General features: G+C 59.8%; 18 protein-coding genes. 5 read left to right on the plus strand and 13 right to left on the minus strand.

Going from position 1 to position 16,602, the window contains the following annotated elements:
* Position 1 precedes the first annotated feature (1 nt).
* From G3A56_RS06890 to G3A56_RS06900, 3 genes are read left to right on the plus strand one after another with little or no spacing between them, the layout of a single operon-like run.
* A complete protein-coding gene (locus G3A56_RS06890) occupies positions 2-1,300 on the plus strand; it encodes a M16 family metallopeptidase (protein WP_035241728.1) in 1,299 nt (432 codons plus the stop codon).
* Between the two features lie 31 nt (positions 1,301-1,331).
* Positions 1,332-1,931, plus strand: coding sequence for a GNAT family N-acetyltransferase (locus G3A56_RS06895; protein ID WP_082183864.1), 600 nt, complete (start codon positions 1,332-1,334; stop codon positions 1,929-1,931).
* Complete coding sequence (locus G3A56_RS06900; protein ID WP_082183863.1) at positions 1,928-4,843, plus strand: EAL domain-containing protein; 2,916 nt, start codon at positions 1,928-1,930, stop codon at positions 4,841-4,843. The genes G3A56_RS06895 and G3A56_RS06900 overlap by 4 nt, the downstream gene beginning before the upstream one ends.
* Before the next feature lie 150 nt (positions 4,844-4,993).
* Here the strand turns inward: G3A56_RS06900 and G3A56_RS06905 are convergent, their stop codons facing one another.
* From G3A56_RS06905 to G3A56_RS06915, 3 genes are all read right to left on the minus strand, one after another.
* Positions 4,994-6,091, minus strand: coding sequence for a zinc-binding metallopeptidase family protein (locus G3A56_RS06905; RefSeq protein ID WP_082183862.1), 1,098 nt, complete (start codon positions 6,089-6,091; stop codon positions 4,994-4,996).
* Between the two features lie 280 nt (positions 6,092-6,371).
* Positions 6,372-6,563 (minus strand): CsbD family protein, encoded by a 192-nt coding sequence (locus G3A56_RS06910; RefSeq protein WP_003494272.1) that lies wholly within the window; start codon positions 6,561-6,563, stop codon positions 6,372-6,374.
* 108 nt (positions 6,564-6,671) lie between these two features.
* Positions 6,672-7,277 (minus strand): YqgE/AlgH family protein, encoded by a 606-nt coding sequence (locus tag G3A56_RS06915; RefSeq protein ID WP_035242027.1) that lies wholly within the window; start codon positions 7,275-7,277, stop codon positions 6,672-6,674.
* Between the two features lie 161 nt (positions 7,278-7,438).
* Between G3A56_RS06915 and G3A56_RS06920 the strand changes: the two genes are divergently transcribed.
* On the plus strand, positions 7,439-8,287 hold the full coding sequence (locus G3A56_RS06920; protein WP_082183861.1) for a protein-disulfide reductase DsbD domain-containing protein: 849 nt from the start codon (positions 7,439-7,441) through the stop codon (positions 8,285-8,287).
* A 122-nt stretch (positions 8,288-8,409) separates the two neighbouring features.
* Entirely contained in the window at positions 8,410-8,895 is a 486-nt protein-coding gene (locus G3A56_RS06925) for a peroxiredoxin (RefSeq protein ID WP_035241725.1), read from the plus strand.
* 217 nt (positions 8,896-9,112) lie between these two features.
* Here G3A56_RS06925 and G3A56_RS06930 read toward each other — a convergent pair whose 3' ends face one another.
* From G3A56_RS06930 to G3A56_RS06970, 10 genes are all read right to left on the minus strand, one after another.
* A complete protein-coding gene (locus tag G3A56_RS06930; protein WP_082183860.1) occupies positions 9,113-9,421 on the minus strand; it encodes a Dabb family protein in 309 nt (102 codons plus the stop codon).
* Between the two features lie 111 nt (positions 9,422-9,532).
* The gene (gene rnhA, locus G3A56_RS06935; protein ID WP_003494262.1) at positions 9,533-9,973 is read right to left on the minus strand and encodes a ribonuclease HI; all 441 of its coding nucleotides are present in this window, start codon (positions 9,971-9,973) and stop codon (positions 9,533-9,535) included.
* On the minus strand, positions 9,970-10,938 hold the full coding sequence (locus G3A56_RS06940) for a homoserine kinase (RefSeq protein WP_082183859.1): 969 nt from the start codon (positions 10,936-10,938) through the stop codon (positions 9,970-9,972). The genes rnhA and G3A56_RS06940 overlap by 4 nt, the downstream gene beginning before the upstream one ends.
* A gap of 92 nt (positions 10,939-11,030) precedes the next feature.
* The gene (gene ispH, locus G3A56_RS06945) at positions 11,031-12,071 is read right to left on the minus strand and encodes a 4-hydroxy-3-methylbut-2-enyl diphosphate reductase (RefSeq protein WP_082183858.1); all 1,041 of its coding nucleotides are present in this window, start codon (positions 12,069-12,071) and stop codon (positions 11,031-11,033) included.
* A gap of 52 nt (positions 12,072-12,123) precedes the next feature.
* The gene (locus tag G3A56_RS06950; protein ID WP_082184609.1) at positions 12,124-12,858 is read right to left on the minus strand and encodes an SURF1 family protein; all 735 of its coding nucleotides are present in this window, start codon (positions 12,856-12,858) and stop codon (positions 12,124-12,126) included.
* A gap of 10 nt (positions 12,859-12,868) precedes the next feature.
* Positions 12,869-13,255, minus strand: coding sequence for a DUF983 domain-containing protein (locus tag G3A56_RS06955; protein WP_082183857.1), 387 nt, complete (start codon positions 13,253-13,255; stop codon positions 12,869-12,871).
* Between the two features lie 434 nt (positions 13,256-13,689).
* Positions 13,690-14,565 (minus strand): cytochrome c oxidase subunit 3, encoded by an 876-nt coding sequence (locus G3A56_RS06960; protein ID WP_003494257.1) that lies wholly within the window; start codon positions 14,563-14,565, stop codon positions 13,690-13,692.
* A 61-nt stretch (positions 14,566-14,626) separates the two neighbouring features.
* Positions 14,627-15,244 (minus strand): cytochrome c oxidase assembly protein, encoded by a 618-nt coding sequence (locus G3A56_RS06965; protein WP_035241719.1) that lies wholly within the window; start codon positions 15,242-15,244, stop codon positions 14,627-14,629.
* Positions 15,245-15,286: 42 nt separating this feature from the next.
* Entirely contained in the window at positions 15,287-15,418 is a 132-nt protein-coding gene (locus G3A56_RS29300; RefSeq protein WP_082183856.1) for a hypothetical protein, read from the minus strand.
* Complete coding sequence (locus G3A56_RS06970) at positions 15,418-16,371, minus strand: heme o synthase (protein WP_035241717.1); 954 nt, start codon at positions 16,369-16,371, stop codon at positions 15,418-15,420. Before G3A56_RS06970 ends, G3A56_RS29300 begins: the two co-directional genes overlap by 1 nt.
* Between the last annotated feature and the right edge of the window lie 231 nt (positions 16,372-16,602).

The following is a 16,602-nucleotide window of genomic DNA, read 5'->3' on the forward strand; positions in this document are numbered from 1 at the left end:
TATGAGAGTTAATGTGACCCGGCTTTCATCCGGGTTGACCGTTGTCACGGAAAAAATGCCACATCTCGAAAGCGTTGCTCTTGGGGTGTGGATCAAATCCGGTTCCCGCAACGAGACGACTGCCGAGCACGGCATCGCCCATCTTCTCGAACATATGGCCTTCAAGGGTACGGCGCGCCGCACCGCCCGGCAGATCGCCGAGGAGATCGAAAATGTCGGCGGCGAAGTCAACGCCGCGACTTCGACGGAAACAACCTCCTATTATGCGCGCGTTCTGAAAGACCACGTCCCCCTCGCCGTCGATATCCTTGCCGATATTCTGACGGAATCGCTCTTCGACGAAGACGAGCTGGAGCGGGAGAAAAACGTCATTCTCCAGGAAATCGGTGCCGCAACCGATACGCCTGACGATGTGATCTTCGACAATTTCTCCGGCGTCGCCTATCGCGACCAGACCATCGGACGCCCGATCCTCGGCACACCTGATACCGTACAATCCTTCACCACCGGCCAGATCAGGCATTATCTCGCCCGCAACTACACGACGGATCGCATCTTCGTCGTTGCGGCGGGTGCCGTCGATCACGATAGCTTCGTCAAGCAGGTAGAAGAACGGTTCGCCTCGCTGCCGCAGCTGCCGGCCGCCACGCCGGTTCTCGAAAAGGCCATTTATACCGGCGGGGAAATCCGCGAGACCCGCGACCTCATGGACGCGCAGGTGCTTCTCGGCTTCGAGGGCAAGGCCTATCACGCTCGTGATTTCTATTGCTCGCAGATCCTCGCCAATATCCTGGGCGGCGGCATGTCATCGCGGCTGTTTCAGGAAGTGCGTGAAGCGCGCGGTCTTTGTTATTCTGTCTATGCCTTCCATTGGGGTTTTTCAGATACCGGCATCTTCGGCGTGCATGCGGCCACCGGCGGCAACGACCTGCCGGAACTGGTGCCGGTCATTCTGGAGGAATTGCGCAAGTCGTCGCAGACCATCCATCAGGAAGAAATCGACCGCGCCCGCGCGCAAATCCGCGCGCAGCTGCTGATGGGGCAGGAAAGCCCGGCCGCCCGCGCCGGCCAGATGGCCCGGCAGATGATGCTTTACGGCCGGCCTATCCCCAATGAGGAGATGATGGAGCGCCTCGAGCACATCACGCAGGACCGCCTGACCGATCTTGCAGGACGGCTGTTTTTCGATACAGTTCCGACATTGTCCGCAATTGGCCCGCTCGAACATCTGCCGCCTCTTTCAGACATTACTGCGGCGCTTTCTGCGCAGCAGCCTGCAAGGATAAAGGCGAACGGCTGAGGGTGGCGGTTTTTCCGCACAGGGATGGTGAATGCTGCGTTTTCTTTCCCGACATAATGACACGCCCGAACTGCGCAGCGCCGACCATCTTCTCAGACTGCCGCGCTATGGCGATTTCAAGCAGTGGCACGTCCTGCGGTCGGAAAGCCGGCAGTTTCTTCAGCCCTGGGAACCCACCTGGCGCCCGGACGAATTGACGGAAGGCTCCTTCCGGATGCGCGTGGTGCGCAACGGCCAGGAATTTTCCTCCGGCACCGCCGTTTCGTTTCTGCTGTTCGAAAAGGAGACCCTGCTGGTGGGCGGCATCACCATCGGTTACATCCGCAGGGGCGCCGCGCAAAGCTGCATGATCGGCTACTGGACAGGCGAACGCCACGCTGCCAAAGGCCATATGTCTGCCGCATTAAAATTGGTAATACCCTACATCTTCAACGGACTTCAGTTGCACCGTATCGAGGCAGCCTGTATTCCGGAAAACTTCAAAAGCATCCGGCTTCTCGAAAATGCCGGGTTCCAGCGGGAAGGTCTCTTGCGGGAATATCTGAAAATCAATGGCCAATGGCGGGATCATATGATGTTTTCCCTTCTTGCCGACAAGCAAAGCTCCGGCGGAACGAAGTACGATACATGACCTACAATCACACTGCGCCGTGCTCGTCGAAACGTCTGGCGGCAATCGCACTGGCTGCGCCGTTTTTCCTGCTGTTCCTGCTTTTTGCTTCCTATTCCTACGCCTTCGAGCCGGTGAAGATTTCCCGTGACGACACGGCGCTTGATCTGACCGCGACCACCGATATCTATGCCAATCAGGGCGAGGCCTTTCAGGTCTCAACCGCGCCCGGCCCCGATGGCATCCGCCGCCGTATCGAGGTGCGCGCCAGTTCCACGGACCACCAGGGCGACTGGGCGGTCTTTGCGCTCGCCAATGTCTCCGAAGAGCAGCTGGAACGCGTCATCGTCGCCCCGCATTTCCGTCTGGTGAACTCGAAACTGTTCTGGCCCGATCTCGGCTCGCAGCGCATCATCGCGATCACGCCGAGCGAAGGCTTTGCACTGGACCGGCAGCCAAGCCCGGATGCCGACGTGTTCCGCATCACGCTCAATCCCGGCTCCGTCATCACCTTCGTCGCCGAGCTATCGACGCCGCAATTGCCGCAGATCTATCTGTGGGAACCGGAAGCCTACAAGGACACGATCAACGCATTCACGCTCTATCGCGGCATCGTTCTCGGCATTGCCGGTCTGCTGGCCGTGCTTTTGACCATTCTGTTCGTGGTCAAGGGAACCTCCGTTCTGCCAGCTTCCGCCGCACTTGCCTGGGCGGTGCTCGCCTATATCTGCGTCGATTTCGGCTTCCTTGAAAAGCTCATCACCGTCACATCCAGCGATCAGCGAATATGGAGGGCGGGCGCCGAAGTGGCGCTCGCCTCCAGCTTCGTGGTCTTCCTGTTCACCTATCTCAATCTCAACCGATGGCATGCGCATCTGGGTTACGCGACTTTTGCCTGGGTGGTGGGTCTGGCGCTGCTGTTTGGCGTCGCGATCTACGATCCTTCGGTTGCGTCGGGCATCGCCCGCGTGTCCTTCGCGCTCACCGCAACGGCCGGTATCGCGCTCATCATCTATCTCGGCTTCAACCGTTACGACCGGGCTATTTTGCTCGTTCCGTCCTGGGCGCTCATCCTCGTCTGGCTGTTCGGCAGCTGGCTGACGGTGACCGGACAATTGGACAACGACATCGTGCAGCCGGCGCTTGGCGGCGGGCTGGTGCTGATCGTGCTTCTGATCGGCTTCACGGTCATTCAGCACGCCTTTGCCGGCAGCGCCTATCAGCAGGGCCTCTTCTCCGATCTCGAGCGCCAATCTCTCGCACTGACGGGCAGCGGTGATACCGTGTGGGACTGGGACGTGACGCGTGACCGCATCGTCACGACGCCCGACATTTCCAACCGGCTGGGGCTGGAACCCGGCACCATGCATGGTGCCGCGCGCAACTGGCTGCCGCGCCTGCACCCTGACGATCGCGACCGGTTCAAGGCGACGCTCGACGTGCTGCTCGACCACCGCAAGGGCCGCCTCAACCACGAATTCCGCATTCGCGCTGAAGACGGGCATTTCCACTGGCTGCAAATCCGCGCCCGTCCGGTTCTCGGCTCCAACGGCGAAATCATCCGCTGTGTCGGCACGATTACAGACATTACCGAGCAGAAGAATTCGGTCGAGCGGCTGTTGCAGGATGCGATGAACGACAATCTGACCGGGCTTCCGAACCGGCAGGTATTCCTCGACCGCCTGCAATCGATCCTCAACCTCTCGCCCGACAGCGAGGGCGTGCGCCCGACCGTGATGGCGATCGATATCGACCGTTACAAGCTGGTCAACGATACGCTGGGCATTGCCGCCGGCGACAATATTCTCATCGCGCTGACGCGCCGCCTGCGCCGCCTGTTGAAACCGCAGGATACGCTGGCGCGCCTCGGTGGTGATGAATTCGGCCTTATCCTGACTTCGGAGCGCGATCCGCAGCGTGTCGCAGATTTCGCCGATGCGGTGAACAAGGCGATCATGGTGCCGATCAATTTCGCCAATCGCGAAATCATCCTCACCGCCTCCATCGGCCTTGTCTCGTGGATCGACCAGCAGGAAAGTGCGGCCGGACTTTTGAGTGACGCGGAACTTGCCATGTATCGCGCCAAGCGCGCCGGCGGTAACCGCGTCGAGCCGTTCCGCCCCGCCTTCCGCACTTCCGGCACTGACCGCCTGCAGATGGAAAGCGACCTTCGCCGCGCCATCGAGCGCAAGGAGCTGTCGCTCGCCTATCAGCCGATCGTCAAGCTTGATGATGGGGAGCTGGCCGGTTTCGAAGCGCTGATGCGCTGGGAACATCCCAAGCGCGGCAATATCCCGCCAAGCGAGTTCATTCCGATCGCGGAAGCCTCCGGCCTGATCGAACCGCTCGGCATGTTCGCGCTGGAACGGGCGGCGACCGATCTGATGGACTGGCAGCATGCCATCGAGAAGATGCCGATCTTCATCTCCGTCAATATTTCCAGCGCGCAATTGCTGAACAACGAGTTGTACAACGACGTGCGCAGCATGCTGACGCGCACACGCTGCAATCCGCAGCAATTGAAGCTGGAACTGACGGAATCCGTCGTCATGGAAAACCCGGAACAGGCGCGGCTGGTGCTTTCCAAGCTGAAGGAAACCGGCCTCAGCCTCGCCATGGATGATTTCGGCACCGGCTATTCGTCGCTTGCCTATCTCACCCGCTTCCCCTTCGACACGATCAAGCTCGACAAGGCGCTGGTGGCCAATACCAGCGACAAGCGCAACGTGCTCCTGCGCTCGGTGATCGCCATGGCGCGCGCGCTCGACATGCAGGTGGTGGCGGAAGGCATCGAGACGCCGGAGGATGCGGCGGAGCTTTCGCGCATGAACTGCCATTTCGGCCAGAGCTTTCTGTTCGGCACACCCGTGTCAGGCGATGCCGCGCTGAAGCTTCTGCGGGAGCGGTTCCAGCCGACAAAGCGGGCTTCGTAAAGGGGATGGGGTGCAGCAGCGCACTCCCCCTCCCCTTCTCCCTCCCCCAAACGCGAGGTCATCCTCGGGCTTGACCCGAGGATCCATTATCGCGGGTGATTGTGGATCCTCGGGTCAAGCCCGAGGATGACGTCGAGGGCAAGTCGTTCCTTACTGAACCATCGCCACCGGCGGCGACGCATCCGCCGCCACCCTGCCGTGCAAGAGGTCGTGGATGAATTCCATCTTGGTCACCACCGGCGGCGACAGCACGAAGGGGTAAAGGTCCGCCTCCCCCATGCTGCGCTGGATCGAGTTGATGGCGACACTGAGCGGAATCCAGGCCTTGACCAGTTGCGCGGCACTGCGGGCCTTGTAGGGATCGAACGTCACTTCTGCCGCCATCTCCTCATGTCCGTCAGGATCGATCGCCACACCGAAAGCGCGCGCAGTCTCAAGGGTGTCGACGATGTGCAGATAATGCGCAAAACACTCGGCGAAATCTTCCCAGGGGTGGACGGAGGCGTAGGAGCTTATGAAGCTTTCCTGCCAGTCGGGGCGCGGTCCCTGCTCGTAATTGCGTTGAAGCGCGGCTGCATAGTCCTCGCGATCGTCGCCGAACACCGCACGGCAGGCCTCAAGGCGGTTTTCATCGCGAACCAGCTTGTTCCAGATGAAATGCCCGACCTCGTGGCGGAAATGGCCAAGCATGGTGCGATAGGGCTCATTCATGTTGGCGCGCACCTGCTCGCGCGTCGCATCATCGGCTTCGGCCGCACGGATGGCGATCAGGCCCTCATCGTGACCGGTCATGGCGGGAATGACGGAACCGTCTGGTGCGACCTCATCGACCAGAAAGTCGAAAACGAGCCCGCCTTCCGGATCGGCATCCCGGTTCGGATGCGGCAGGCCGAGCCGCAGGATCGAATAAAACAGATGCCGCTGCGCCTGGCTGATGCGGCGCCATTGTTCGACGCCCTCATCCGTTGCGATATCCGGCACCAGGCGGTTGTGGCTGCAGGCCGGGCAAAAGGCGTTCTGGCTTTCCGCCGGCACCGACCAGTTGCAGATGTCATTCACCTCATTGGCGCAGAAACGCACCTGTTTTTGCGGGTCGGCGACGATCTGCCAATTGGGCTCGCCCGCAGGCGCCAGCGCTTCCATGGAAAGCCGTTCCGGCACAAAGGCCAGGCGATGGCCGCAGGAAACGCAGAAACGATTATCGAAATGGACCGGCTGGCCACAGGATGCGCAGGAAAAAAGCTTCATTTATGAAACCCTTGCGATGGATCATGGGACGGGAGGGGTCGGCGACATACGCCAACTCCTGGCAATTACGGTTACGGCGTCATTCTCCGGCCTGACCCGAGGACGACGCCGAGTTTGATTGACGGTTCAAGGTCTTGCTTGACCTGTTGTCTGCGCTGCTTCCCTTGTCGGGGAAATTACCCGCATCAAACGACGCCCAGACGACAAGAGCGCATGTGCTACAAACACATGCGCTCCAAAGCACCGCTTCATCCAAGAGGCGGAAACACGTCAGACTGCATTACATGCGGTCGACGGCGCCCTTGACGGCGTCTTTCGCCTTGCCGACGTTCTTCTGAACCTTGCCCTTGGTTTCCTGGGCCGCACCCTTGGCGCGCAACTCGTTGTTGCCGGTGGCTTCGCCGACGTTCTTCTTGACCTTGCCGGCGACTTCGTTGGCCTTGCCGGCGATCTTGTCTGATGTGCTACCCATGTCACTGCTCCCTAGTTGAGCCGCACTGTTTGTCCGGCTTTCCGGGTGAGTAACGTAAGGGGTCAAGGTTTGGTTCCAGCCCGCGACCGTGTGGGGGCGGCGCAAATTTCAGGCGTGCCCTGCATCCGTGGAAAGCATGCGGGGGTCGACGCCCATCAGCGCGAGCGCCCGCTCATATTTATTGTCCAGTCCACGGTCGAAAATCAGCTCTTCCGCCGCCGGGCAGTTCAGCCAGCCATTATTGGCGATCTCGTTTTCCAGCTGGCCCGGACCCCAGCCCGCATAACCAAGAAGCATGGTGGCCCTCTGCGGGCCGCGGCCATTGGAAATGGCGCGAACAATATCCAGCGTCGCCGTCAGCGAAATGTCGTCGCTGACCGGAATGCTGGATTCGCTCAGGTAATCGTCCGAATGCAGCACGAAACCCCGGCCGGATTCGACCGGGCCGCCGCACTGGATCGGAAATTCCCGGGTGCGGTTGGGCAGCATGATGGCGTCGTTGCTATCAACCAGTTTCAGATGCAGCAGAATATCCGTGAAGGTGATCTGCTGCGGCCGGTTGATGATGAAACCCATGGCGCCGGCATCCGAATGGGCGCAGATATAGATCACCGCACGGGCAAAATTGCCATCGTCCAGCCCCGGCATCGCGATGAGGAACTGACCATCGAGAAAGCCACGTTCGCGTTTGTCCATCAGGGTTGAAAAGCTCACCGTCGCCTCCAGCAGGCCGAATTCCGTCATCGAACGGAAAGCGGCGTTCGCACTTCGACAAAGGACAGGATGCGGCATCGCGTGCCATCAATCAACCGAAAATGATGCATCGCACGAATTCGTAACTGGTCCGCCAGCCGATGTTGGGTTAGACGGGAACTATGAGCGTCAGGACATTCTTTCGATTTTCACATCTTCGTTTCGCGGCCGCTTTCGCCGCCTTCCTCGGCGGCGGACAAGCCGCCCAGGCGGAAATTACCGATTGGGCGAGAAGCGAGGGCGGCCAGATGCGCGTCGCAAGCCTTGCGATGGATGCCGACGGCGTTGTGCGCGGCGTGCTGCAGATCGAACCGAAAGACGGCTGGATTACCTATTGGCGCGAACCGGGTGAAGCCGGCATACCGCCGAAGATCTCGCTTGACCCGGCAAGCGGCGTGAGCCTTATCTCCATGGCCTATCCCGTTCCCAAGCTCATCGAAAACGGCGATCTTACCGATATCGGCTATGATCACGCCGTCAGCCTTCCCTTTCAGCTGAAAGCCGCCGATACATCGGCGAGCGGGAAGATCGACCTCACCGCCTTCATCGGTGTCTGCCAGAATATCTGCATTCCCTTCGAGGCGACGTTTTCGATTGAGCGCGGCAATGCGGGCGATGACGACGGCGAGGAACGGCGCCTGCTGGAAGAGGCGCGCGAGACACTGCCCGAGGCGGCATCAGACGATTTCAAGGTGACCGATTTCCATATCACACCTGACAAGACCATGCTCGGCGTGCAGCTGCAACTGCCGGAAAACGCGCCGAAGGAAACCGACATTTTCATCGCCGGTCCCTCCGGCTTTGCCTATTACGAGCCGCAGAACATGGTGCGCGACAAGCGCAAGCTGTCTTTCTACATGAACATCAAGGGCCTGCCGAAAACCTACCAGGTGCAGGGCAATAGCTGGCCCATCCTGGTCAAATCCGGCGACCGGGCCATGGAAACGATGCTCAATTTTCCAAAGCCCTGATCGGTTCGGCGGCGACGCCTGCGCGATCGCTTCCGCAATGGAATTTCCCGCGAAAACCGCATGACACGTTTCATTTGGTTGCTCTATAGTCGCGCGAACCGAACGGCCACAGGAGCATGGACATGACCATCAAGATCGGCGAAAAACTGCCTTCCGCAACCTTCAAGGAAAAGACGGCCGACGGCCCGGTGGAAACCACCACCGATCAGCTTTTCGGCGGCAAGAAGGTCGTGCTCTTCGCCGTGCCCGGCGCTTTTACCCCCACCTGCTCGCTGAACCACCTGCCGGGCTACCTCGAAAACCGCGACGCCATTCTCTCAAAAGGCGTGGATGACATCGCGGTTGTCGCCGTCAATGACTGGCACGTGATGGGCGCATGGGCGCAATCGTCAGGCGGTCAGGGCAAGATCCACTTCCTCGCAGATTGGGATGCCTCTTTCACCAAGGCACTTGGCCTTGATGCCGACCTTTCCGGCGGCGGCCTCGGTGTACGCTCCAAGCGCTATTCGATGCTGGTCGAAGACGGCGTGGTGAAGTCGCTCAATGTCGAGGAAAACCCCGGCCAGGCGACGGTTTCGGCCGCTGCGGCGATGATCGAGCAGCTTTGAGAGCTGGTGGCTTAGTCTCTCCGTCATGCCGGACTTGATCCGGCATCCAGCCACGGCGCGTCTGCGCCGTGATAAGAGTCTTTTGCGATCAAGGACTTGATCGCGCTGGACCCCGGATCAAGTCCGAGGTGACGATGTATCGACTGACACGACATCGCCAAACGCATCAACGCTGCTTTTAGCCACAAACAAAAAGGGCGGCCAAGCCGCCCTCCCCTTAGACATTCATATCAAACACCAGAAGCCCGGCCAGACCGCCATCGGTCAGCGACACGAGGCGCTCGCCGACTTCCATATGCTGGGGATGGGCGAGGTAATCGTCGCGGGCCTCGGGGCTTTCAAGCGTCACGATAAAACCGTCGACGAAACCGCCGTTCAGGCCCTCGGGCGAGACATTCTGGCCGTGTTTCACATCGATGATGCCGGGTATCACGTCCTTCAGGGCCGCAATCGCCTCAAAGATAGCCTGTTTTTCAGAGGATGCCGTCGCAGCCTTGAAGCGCAAAAATACACAATGCAGGATCATCCGAATTCCTCTCCTCCGCCGGAACACCGTCCGGCTGTTTGACGACAAGATAGATCGGGTTTCAGTTTTCACAACCCCGGATTATAAAGACCGCAGCAGAACAGGCTTCCATTACCGCCGTTTGAAGGGCTCCATGCCCTTGCGCGCCAGTTCATCGGCGCGCTCGTTTTCCGGGTGGCCGGCATGGCCCTTGACCCAGTGCAGGGTGACCTTGTGGCGCTCCTGCGCCGCCTCCAGCGCCTGCCACAACTCGACATTCTTGACCGGCTTGTTATCGGCGGTTTTCCAGCCCTTCTTTTTCCAGCCGAAAATCCATTTGGTGATACCGTCTTTCACATAGGCGCTGTCGGTATAAAGATCGACCTCGCAGGGGCTTTTCAGCGCGTTCAGCGCGGAAATGGCTGCCAGCAGTTCCATGCGGTTGTTGGTCGTCTCCGCCTCGCCGCCGGACAGTTCCTTCTCGACCTCGCCATAACGCAGCACGGCACCCCAGCCGCCCGGACCGGGATTGCCGGAACAGGCGCCATCGGTAAAGATATCAACATGTTTCATTCGCCGGCCAGCCCGTATTCGGCGACATGGCTGATGGAGCGGTGGAACCGCAGCTTGCGCAGATATTCCAGCGGGTCCTTCTTCACCACCAGCGCGCCTTCCGGCGTCGTCAGCCAGTCATAGAGACGCGTCAGGAAGAACCGCAGCGCCGAACCGCGCGCCAGAAGCGGCAGCGCATCGAGCTCCTCAGCACTCAGCGGACGCACCGACTGATAGCCCTCCAGCAGCGCCTTGCCCTTGGTGACGTTGTAAGCGCCATCCTTCTCGAAGCACCAGGCATTGAGGCAGATTGACACGTCATAAGCGAGCAGATCGTTGCAGGCGAAGTAAAAATCGATCAGGCCGGAAAGTTCGTCGCCGAGGAAAAACACGTTGTCCTGAAACAGATCCGCATGGATGACGCCGGCGGGCAGATTCTTCGGCCAGTGGGCGGCCAGATAATCGATTTCCGGGCGGATTTCTTGCCTCAGGCCCTTCTCCACCTCGTCGGCGCGGGCTTCGGATTTGTCCCAAAGCACCTTCCAGCCTTCGACGGAGAGCGCGTTGGGGCGCTCGATCTCGAAGCCCTCACCGGCCAGATGCATGGCGGCCAGTGCCTTGCCAACTTCGCGGCAATGTTTCGCTTCCGGCTTTCTCAGCCACATGCCTTCAAGGAAGGAGATCAACGCCGCCGGACGACCGGACAACTCTCCCAGCAGCTCGCCATCCTTGCGCGGCAAAGGCAAGGGGCAGGACAGGCCCTTGGCGGCCAGATGCTGCATGAGGCCGAGGAAAAACGGCAGGTCGTTTTTTTCCACGCGCTTCTCGTAAAGCGTCAGGATCAGCGGGTCCTTGGTGGTGTGCAGCAGGAAATTGGAGTTTTCGACGCCTTCGGCAATGCCCTTGTAGGAGGTGAGCGTACCGACGTCATATTGTATGAGGAAATTCCTCAGATCATCTTCGGTGATGTCCGTATAAACTGCCAATTTCAAATCTCTTGATGAAGGATGGAGTGGAAATCTGGGGTGAGGATGACGGATGCGAGGCGAAAACCGCCCGCATTGACCGCCATTCCGTTTCAGGCGGCGGTTTTGGGCGGCAGGGCGTTGCTGGCATTGCCGTTGACGAAAGCCATGTCGTCCGTCGTCAGCTCAATGCTGCGCAGCTCGCGATTGACGAGGAAATGCTCCGTTTCCTCAACCGTGACAGCCAGATCAAGCGTCGTGTCAAACCGCGCCTTGAAGGCCTCGATGATCTCGTCGACGATGACTTCGGGTGCAGACGCACCGGCTGACAGACCAACCGTGCGGATATCGCCGATCGCATCCCAGTCGATTTCCGCTGCCCGCTGCACCAGAACCGAGTGTTTGGCGCCAGCGCGCAGCGCCACCTCGACCAGCCGCTTGGAATTGGAGGAATTGGGCGCACCGACGACGATGAACAGATCGCAGCCGGGCGCCGCCTGCTTGACCGCATCCTGACGGTTGGTGGTTGCGTAACAGATGCTGTCGGCGGCGGGCGCCTGAATGGCGGGGAAACGTTCCTGAAGCCTGGCGATAACGCCGGCGGTATCGTCAACCGACAATGTCGTCTGCGTGACGAAACCGAGGTTTTCACGATCGACCGGTTCATAAGTGCCGGCATCCTCTACCGTTTCGACCAGCGAGACGGTGCCTTCGGGCAATTGCCCCATGGTGCCGATGACCTCCGGGTGACCGGCATGGCCGATCAGCACGACATGGCGGCCGAGGCGCTGGTGGCGCATGGCCTGCTTATGCACCTTGGAGACCAGCGGGCATGTGGCATCGAGATAGAACAGGTTGCGCGCCTGCGCATCCTCTGGCACGGATTTCGGCACGCCGTGGGCGGAAAAGACCACCGGTTGCTCGCGGTGCTCGGCGGGGATTTCATGCAGCTCCTCGACGAAGACCGCACCCTTGGCTTCCAGCCCTTCCACCACATAACGGTTATGGACGATTTCGTGGCGAACATAGACCGGCGCGCCATAGGCCTTGAGCGCCAGCACGACGATCTGGATCGCCCTGTCCACGCCCGCGCAAAAGCCGCGCGGTCCGCACAGCCTTATCGTCAAAGGGGGTTTGGAAACGGCGATGTTCATTCGTGCTCCTTGGCCTTTGCCCGATAACCTGCCTTACCGGACGGCGCCCGCTTTAGTCACCCTGTGCCTTACCGTTCCGGAAATAGGCAAAACCGGCGACGATGACAAGGGCCGCCGCCAAGCCATACCACGTTATCGCATATTGGAGGTGATTGTTGGGCAAATCTATCAGCGTCACGCCACCCTGCGGCCAGCCACCGGGATTGGGCGTATTGTCGGCATCCACGAAAAGGTGGACCAGCCGATCGGACGGGATATCGGTGCTGGAGGCCATCGCTGCCAGATCCTTCCAGTAGAAGATGTTCTTGGCGATATCATTATCGGGCAGCAGCGAGGATGGCTTCGCCACCAGCGGCGCGCGCGCCAGCCCGGTTATCGTGACTTCGCCGTCGACCTGGCCGTCTGGACGCTTGGCCTGCTCCTTCATCTCGAAGGGCACGAAGCCGCGATTGACGAAAAGAATGCGGCCATCGGCAAGCGTCAGCGGCGTGTAGATGTAATAACCGGTTCGGCCCTGATAGGTGGCGAAGAAATGCCGTTCGCTGGCATGATCGAAAGTGCCTGACAGCCTGACCCTGCGATATTCGATATCGCCGCCGCTTTTCGCCATCGCCTCCATATCGGAGAGCGCGACCGGGCCAGCATTCAGCCGTTCCTCGATATCGGCGATCAGCGCCTCTTTCCAATAGAGACGCTTCACCTGCCAGGTGCCAAGCCCGAGAAGGATGGCAAGTGCCAGCAGCACCAGCGGCGCGGCGAACCAGACCCGTCTTTCCGCCGCCTTCATGTGGGAAACGTCATTCACGATCAAGCCTGCCTTCGCTTGCATTGTTGCGGTATTGCAGCGCAATCATGATCCCTTTCAGCTTGCGCAGCAGCACGAGCGAGACAATCACCGTAAAAGGCAACCAGAGCATGACATGCACCCAGACGGGTGGCGCAAAACGCTGATCGAACCAGAGCGCCAGCCCGACCACCAGAAAACCCACGATCAGCATGACGAAGACGGCAGGGCCATCCCCCGCATCGGCAAAACCGTAATCCAGCCCGCAGGCGCTGCAGGCCGGCCTAAGGGTCAGGAAGCCGTCAAACAGCCGGCCGTTGCCGCAGCGCGGGCAGCAGCCTTTCAGCCCGACCCTGATCGGGTCTACCGGCGCGAAATTGCCGTTTGATTGTTCAGACATGGTGAGACCTCCCGCTTCAGCCTGCAACCCTTTGCTGGGAAGGCGCTCAAGCACGAGGGCGGCATCGCCGCCCGTGAAGTGTTGACGAAGGACCTATCCTCCCTCCTCCGTCATCCTCGGGCTTGACCCGAGGACCTACGATTTGAGCGGAGCTATGTATCCTCGGGTCGAGCCCGAGGATGACGCCGAGCCTGCAGGAAGCTCACCTCCAGACAAGGGCAATAGCTCGTTACTCGGCGTTGCATTTCTTCTCCCCGCCGGGGAGAAGGTGGCCCGAAGGGTCGGATGAGGGGGCTAGCTCTCGGTCTATCGCTAACGTCGCCCCCCTCATCCCGCTGCCGCGGACTTCTCCCCGGCGGGGAGAAGAAACAAGTTGGACCCACTCGCTCCAAAAGCGATGCCTTGCTTCGGGCCTGGGTCTCTATCGGATGCAATTACCCGTGTACCGGCGCGCCCCAACCACCCCAGATATAGATGGCGAAGAACAGGAACAGCCAGACAACGTCAACGAAGTGCCAGTACCAGGCGGCCGCTTCGAAGCCGAAATGCTGCTTGGGCGTGAAACCGCCGGCAATGGCCCGGAACAGGCAGACCAGAAGGAAAACCGTACCGACGAACACGTGGAAACCGTGGAAACCGGTGGCCATGAAGAAGGTCGCGCCATAGATCGAATTCTTGAAGTCGAACGGGGCGTGCATGTATTCATAGACCTGCACGGTCGAGAACAGGATGCCGAGGGCGACGGTGAGCACGAGACCGGTGATCAGGCCCTTGCGGTCATTGTGCAGCAGGGCGTGGTGCGCCCAGGTGACGCAGGTGCCGGACAAAAGCAGGATAACGGTGTTGTAGAGCGGCAGGTGCCAGGGATCGATAACCTCGATGCCCTTGGGCGGCCATTGTCCGCCGGTATATTCGAGGCGGGAGGCCTGAATGGCCTCGTGCGGAAACAGGCTCGCATCGAAATAGGCCCAGAACCACGCGACGAAGAACATCACTTCCGAGGCGATGAACATGATCATGCCGTAGCGCAGGTGAAGCGAAACGACGCGGGTATGGCTGCCTTCATTGGCTTCCTTGATCGTGTCCGCCCACCATGCGTACATGGTGTAAAGCACGATGACCAGGCCGATATAGAACAGCCAGGGATTGGCCATTTCCATACCGAACAGCTTGAAGGAGCCAGCTGACAGGTAACGCATGTAACAGACGCCGCCGAAGGTCAGAATGAAGGCGCCGATCGAGGCCAGAAGTGGCCAGGGGCTTGGATCTATGATGTGGTAATCGTGGTTCTTCTGATGCGTATCTGCCATTGCGACAATCCCCTGGTATCTCTTCCCTGATCCGGCCTTAAGATGAAGGCCAGATCTCCTCTCACAATTTGCTTTCGCCAGATTCAGTTTTTACCGGCAAGGACGCAACCGGTTTTTCGGTTTTGGCCGGATAAAACGTATAGGACAGCGTCAAAGTATGAATGCTCTTGGTTTCGCGCGCCGTGGCGATGTCCGGATCGATGAAGAACACCACCGGCATTTCGAGCGTTTCGCCCGGCTGCAGCGTCGTTTCGGTAAAGCAGAAACACTCCACCTTGTTGAAATAGGCGCCCGCTTCCATGGGCGTGACGTTGAAGACCGCCGTGCCCGTGGTCGCAACCGGTGAGCGGTTGGTCGCCTTGAAGGTAACCTGCACCGTTTCGCCGATCTTCGGCGTGACCTTCCTGTCGACCGGCTGGAAATCCCAGTTGAGGCCGTTCGACGTGTTGGCGTCGAAGGTGACATTGATGGTCTTGTCGAGAATGACGTCGGAATATTGCTCGACGCGCTGGGTCGTACCGTTATAGCCGGTGACGCGGCAGAACAGGGTATAAAGGGGTACGGCGGCATAAGCCATGCCGATCATCGCGCAGAAAAACACGAGACAGAGCACGAGGATGGAGCGATTGCTCACCCGCTGCGTGCCGGACCTTGCCGTTTCTGCTCCCATATTCGCCATCTCCTCCTCCACTCCTCCAGTCAAGCTCTCATTGTCAGACCGTCAATGCGAACCGATCTTGATGATCGTGATGATGTAAAACAGCACCACCAGCCCCGCGAGCACGACACCGAGCGCGATGTTGCGCCCGCGTCTCGATTTTTTCTGCGCAGCGCTCAGTTCTACCGTTTCCATCACAGAACTCCCGAAATCACGGCCTTCAGGGCCGGCGCGAAATGATCGGCCAGAAGGCCGGAGAAGATGGCGAAGAGGTAAAGCACCGAATAGGCGAACATCTTCTTGGCGGGCAGCATCTTCTCGTCTCCTTCCGGCATGCGCCGGACATCGAACGAACAGTAGATGAAGATCGCGCTCAGCACCGCCGCGAAAATGCCGTAACCGACGCTCGCGAGACCGGTAAAATACGGCGCGACCGCAGCGGCTGCGGTCAGCACGGCGTAAACGATCATCTGGTTCTTGGTGGAACGCTCGCCCGCCACGTTCGGCATCATCGGAATGCCGACGGAGCCGTAATCGCGCATCTTGAACAGGGCAAGCGCCCAGAAATGCGCAGGCGTCCAGAGAAAGATGATGAGGAACAGGATGATACTGTCGAGCGAGACGCCGCCGGTCACGCAGGCCCAGCCGAGCATGGGCGGGAAAGCGCCGGCAGCACCGCCGATGACGATGTTCTGCGGTGTCGAGCGCTTCAGCCACATCGTATAAACGACGGCGTAAAAGAAAATGGTGAAGGCAAGCAGGCCGGCCGAGAACCAGTTGACCGCAAGGCCAAGGATGACCACCGAAAAGGCAGAGAGGGTCAATCCGAAGGCGAGCGCCTCGCCCGGGGCGACGCGGCCCGACGGGATCGGCCGTCTGGCGGTGCGGGTCATCACGGCGTCGATATCCGCATCGTACCACATGTTGAGAGCGCCAGAGGCACCGGCGCCAACGGCGATACAGAGAATGGCGATGAGCCCAAGAACCGGATTGATTTCGCCGGGCGCGAGCACGAGGCCAGCAAAGGCCGTGAAGACGACGAGCGACATGACGCGCGGTTTCAGCAATTCGAAATAATCGCGCGCGCCGGCTTCCGAAAGTTCGGAACTTTCCGCACCCAGCATTTCGCGATTGTCGATAACGGTCATTTCTTGTCCTGTTTTTCTTACGAATGCCGCTTGCCGCGGCATCCTTTGCACCTGCCCGAAAACCGAATGGCTTTTTCGGTATGGTGGCGCTTTGATTTGTTCTTTGCGGCTGTCACCGGAATAAAGCGTCGAATGCCATCTTAGCCCAGCGCTTGGCATTTATCATGTCAGGCGCCCGGATTCGCTTGGACAAAATGCCTCACGCCTCCGGATATGCCTTCAGATGCGGGA

The sequence above is a fragment of the Rhizobium oryzihabitans genome (assembly GCF_010669145.1).
GTDB lineage: Bacteria > Pseudomonadota > Alphaproteobacteria > Rhizobiales > Rhizobiaceae > Agrobacterium > Agrobacterium oryzihabitans.

Coding starts and splice junctions, on each gene's coding strand:
- G3A56_RS06955 (WP_082183857.1), bottom strand. CDS start 13,255: ATGTCTGAACAATCAAACGGCAATTTCGCGCCGGTAGACCCGATCAGG.
- G3A56_RS06920 (WP_082183861.1), top strand. CDS start 7,439: ATGAGCGTCAGGACATTCTTTCGATTTTCACATCTTCGTTTCGCGGCC.
- G3A56_RS06900 (WP_082183863.1), top strand. CDS start 1,928: ATGACCTACAATCACACTGCGCCGTGCTCGTCGAAACGTCTGGCGGCA.
- ispH (WP_082183858.1), bottom strand. CDS start 12,071: ATGAACATCGCCGTTTCCAAACCCCCTTTGACGATAAGGCTGTGCGGA.
- G3A56_RS06970 (WP_035241717.1), bottom strand. CDS start 16,371: ATGACCGTTATCGACAATCGCGAAATGCTGGGTGCGGAAAGTTCCGAA.
- G3A56_RS06965 (WP_035241719.1), bottom strand. CDS start 15,244: ATGGCGAATATGGGAGCAGAAACGGCAAGGTCCGGCACGCAGCGGGTG.
- G3A56_RS06910 (WP_003494272.1), bottom strand. CDS start 6,563: ATGGGTAGCACATCAGACAAGATCGCCGGCAAGGCCAACGAAGTCGCC.
- G3A56_RS06950 (WP_082184609.1), bottom strand. CDS start 12,858: ATGAAGGCGGCGGAAAGACGGGTCTGGTTCGCCGCGCCGCTGGTGCTG.
- G3A56_RS06930 (WP_082183860.1), bottom strand. CDS start 9,421: ATGATCCTGCATTGTGTATTTTTGCGCTTCAAGGCTGCGACGGCATCC.
- G3A56_RS06905 (WP_082183862.1), bottom strand. CDS start 6,091: ATGAAGCTTTTTTCCTGCGCATCCTGTGGCCAGCCGGTCCATTTCGAT.
- G3A56_RS29300 (WP_082183856.1), bottom strand. CDS start 15,418: ATGGAAACGGTAGAACTGAGCGCTGCGCAGAAAAAATCGAGACGCGGG.
- G3A56_RS06895 (WP_082183864.1), top strand. CDS start 1,332: ATGCTGCGTTTTCTTTCCCGACATAATGACACGCCCGAACTGCGCAGC.
- G3A56_RS06960 (WP_003494257.1), bottom strand. CDS start 14,565: ATGGCAGATACGCATCAGAAGAACCACGATTACCACATCATAGATCCA.
- G3A56_RS06925 (WP_035241725.1), top strand. CDS start 8,410: ATGACCATCAAGATCGGCGAAAAACTGCCTTCCGCAACCTTCAAGGAA.
- rnhA (WP_003494262.1), bottom strand. CDS start 9,973: ATGAAACATGTTGATATCTTTACCGATGGCGCCTGTTCCGGCAATCCC.
- G3A56_RS06890 (WP_035241728.1), top strand. CDS start 2: ATGAGAGTTAATGTGACCCGGCTTTCATCCGGGTTGACCGTTGTCACG.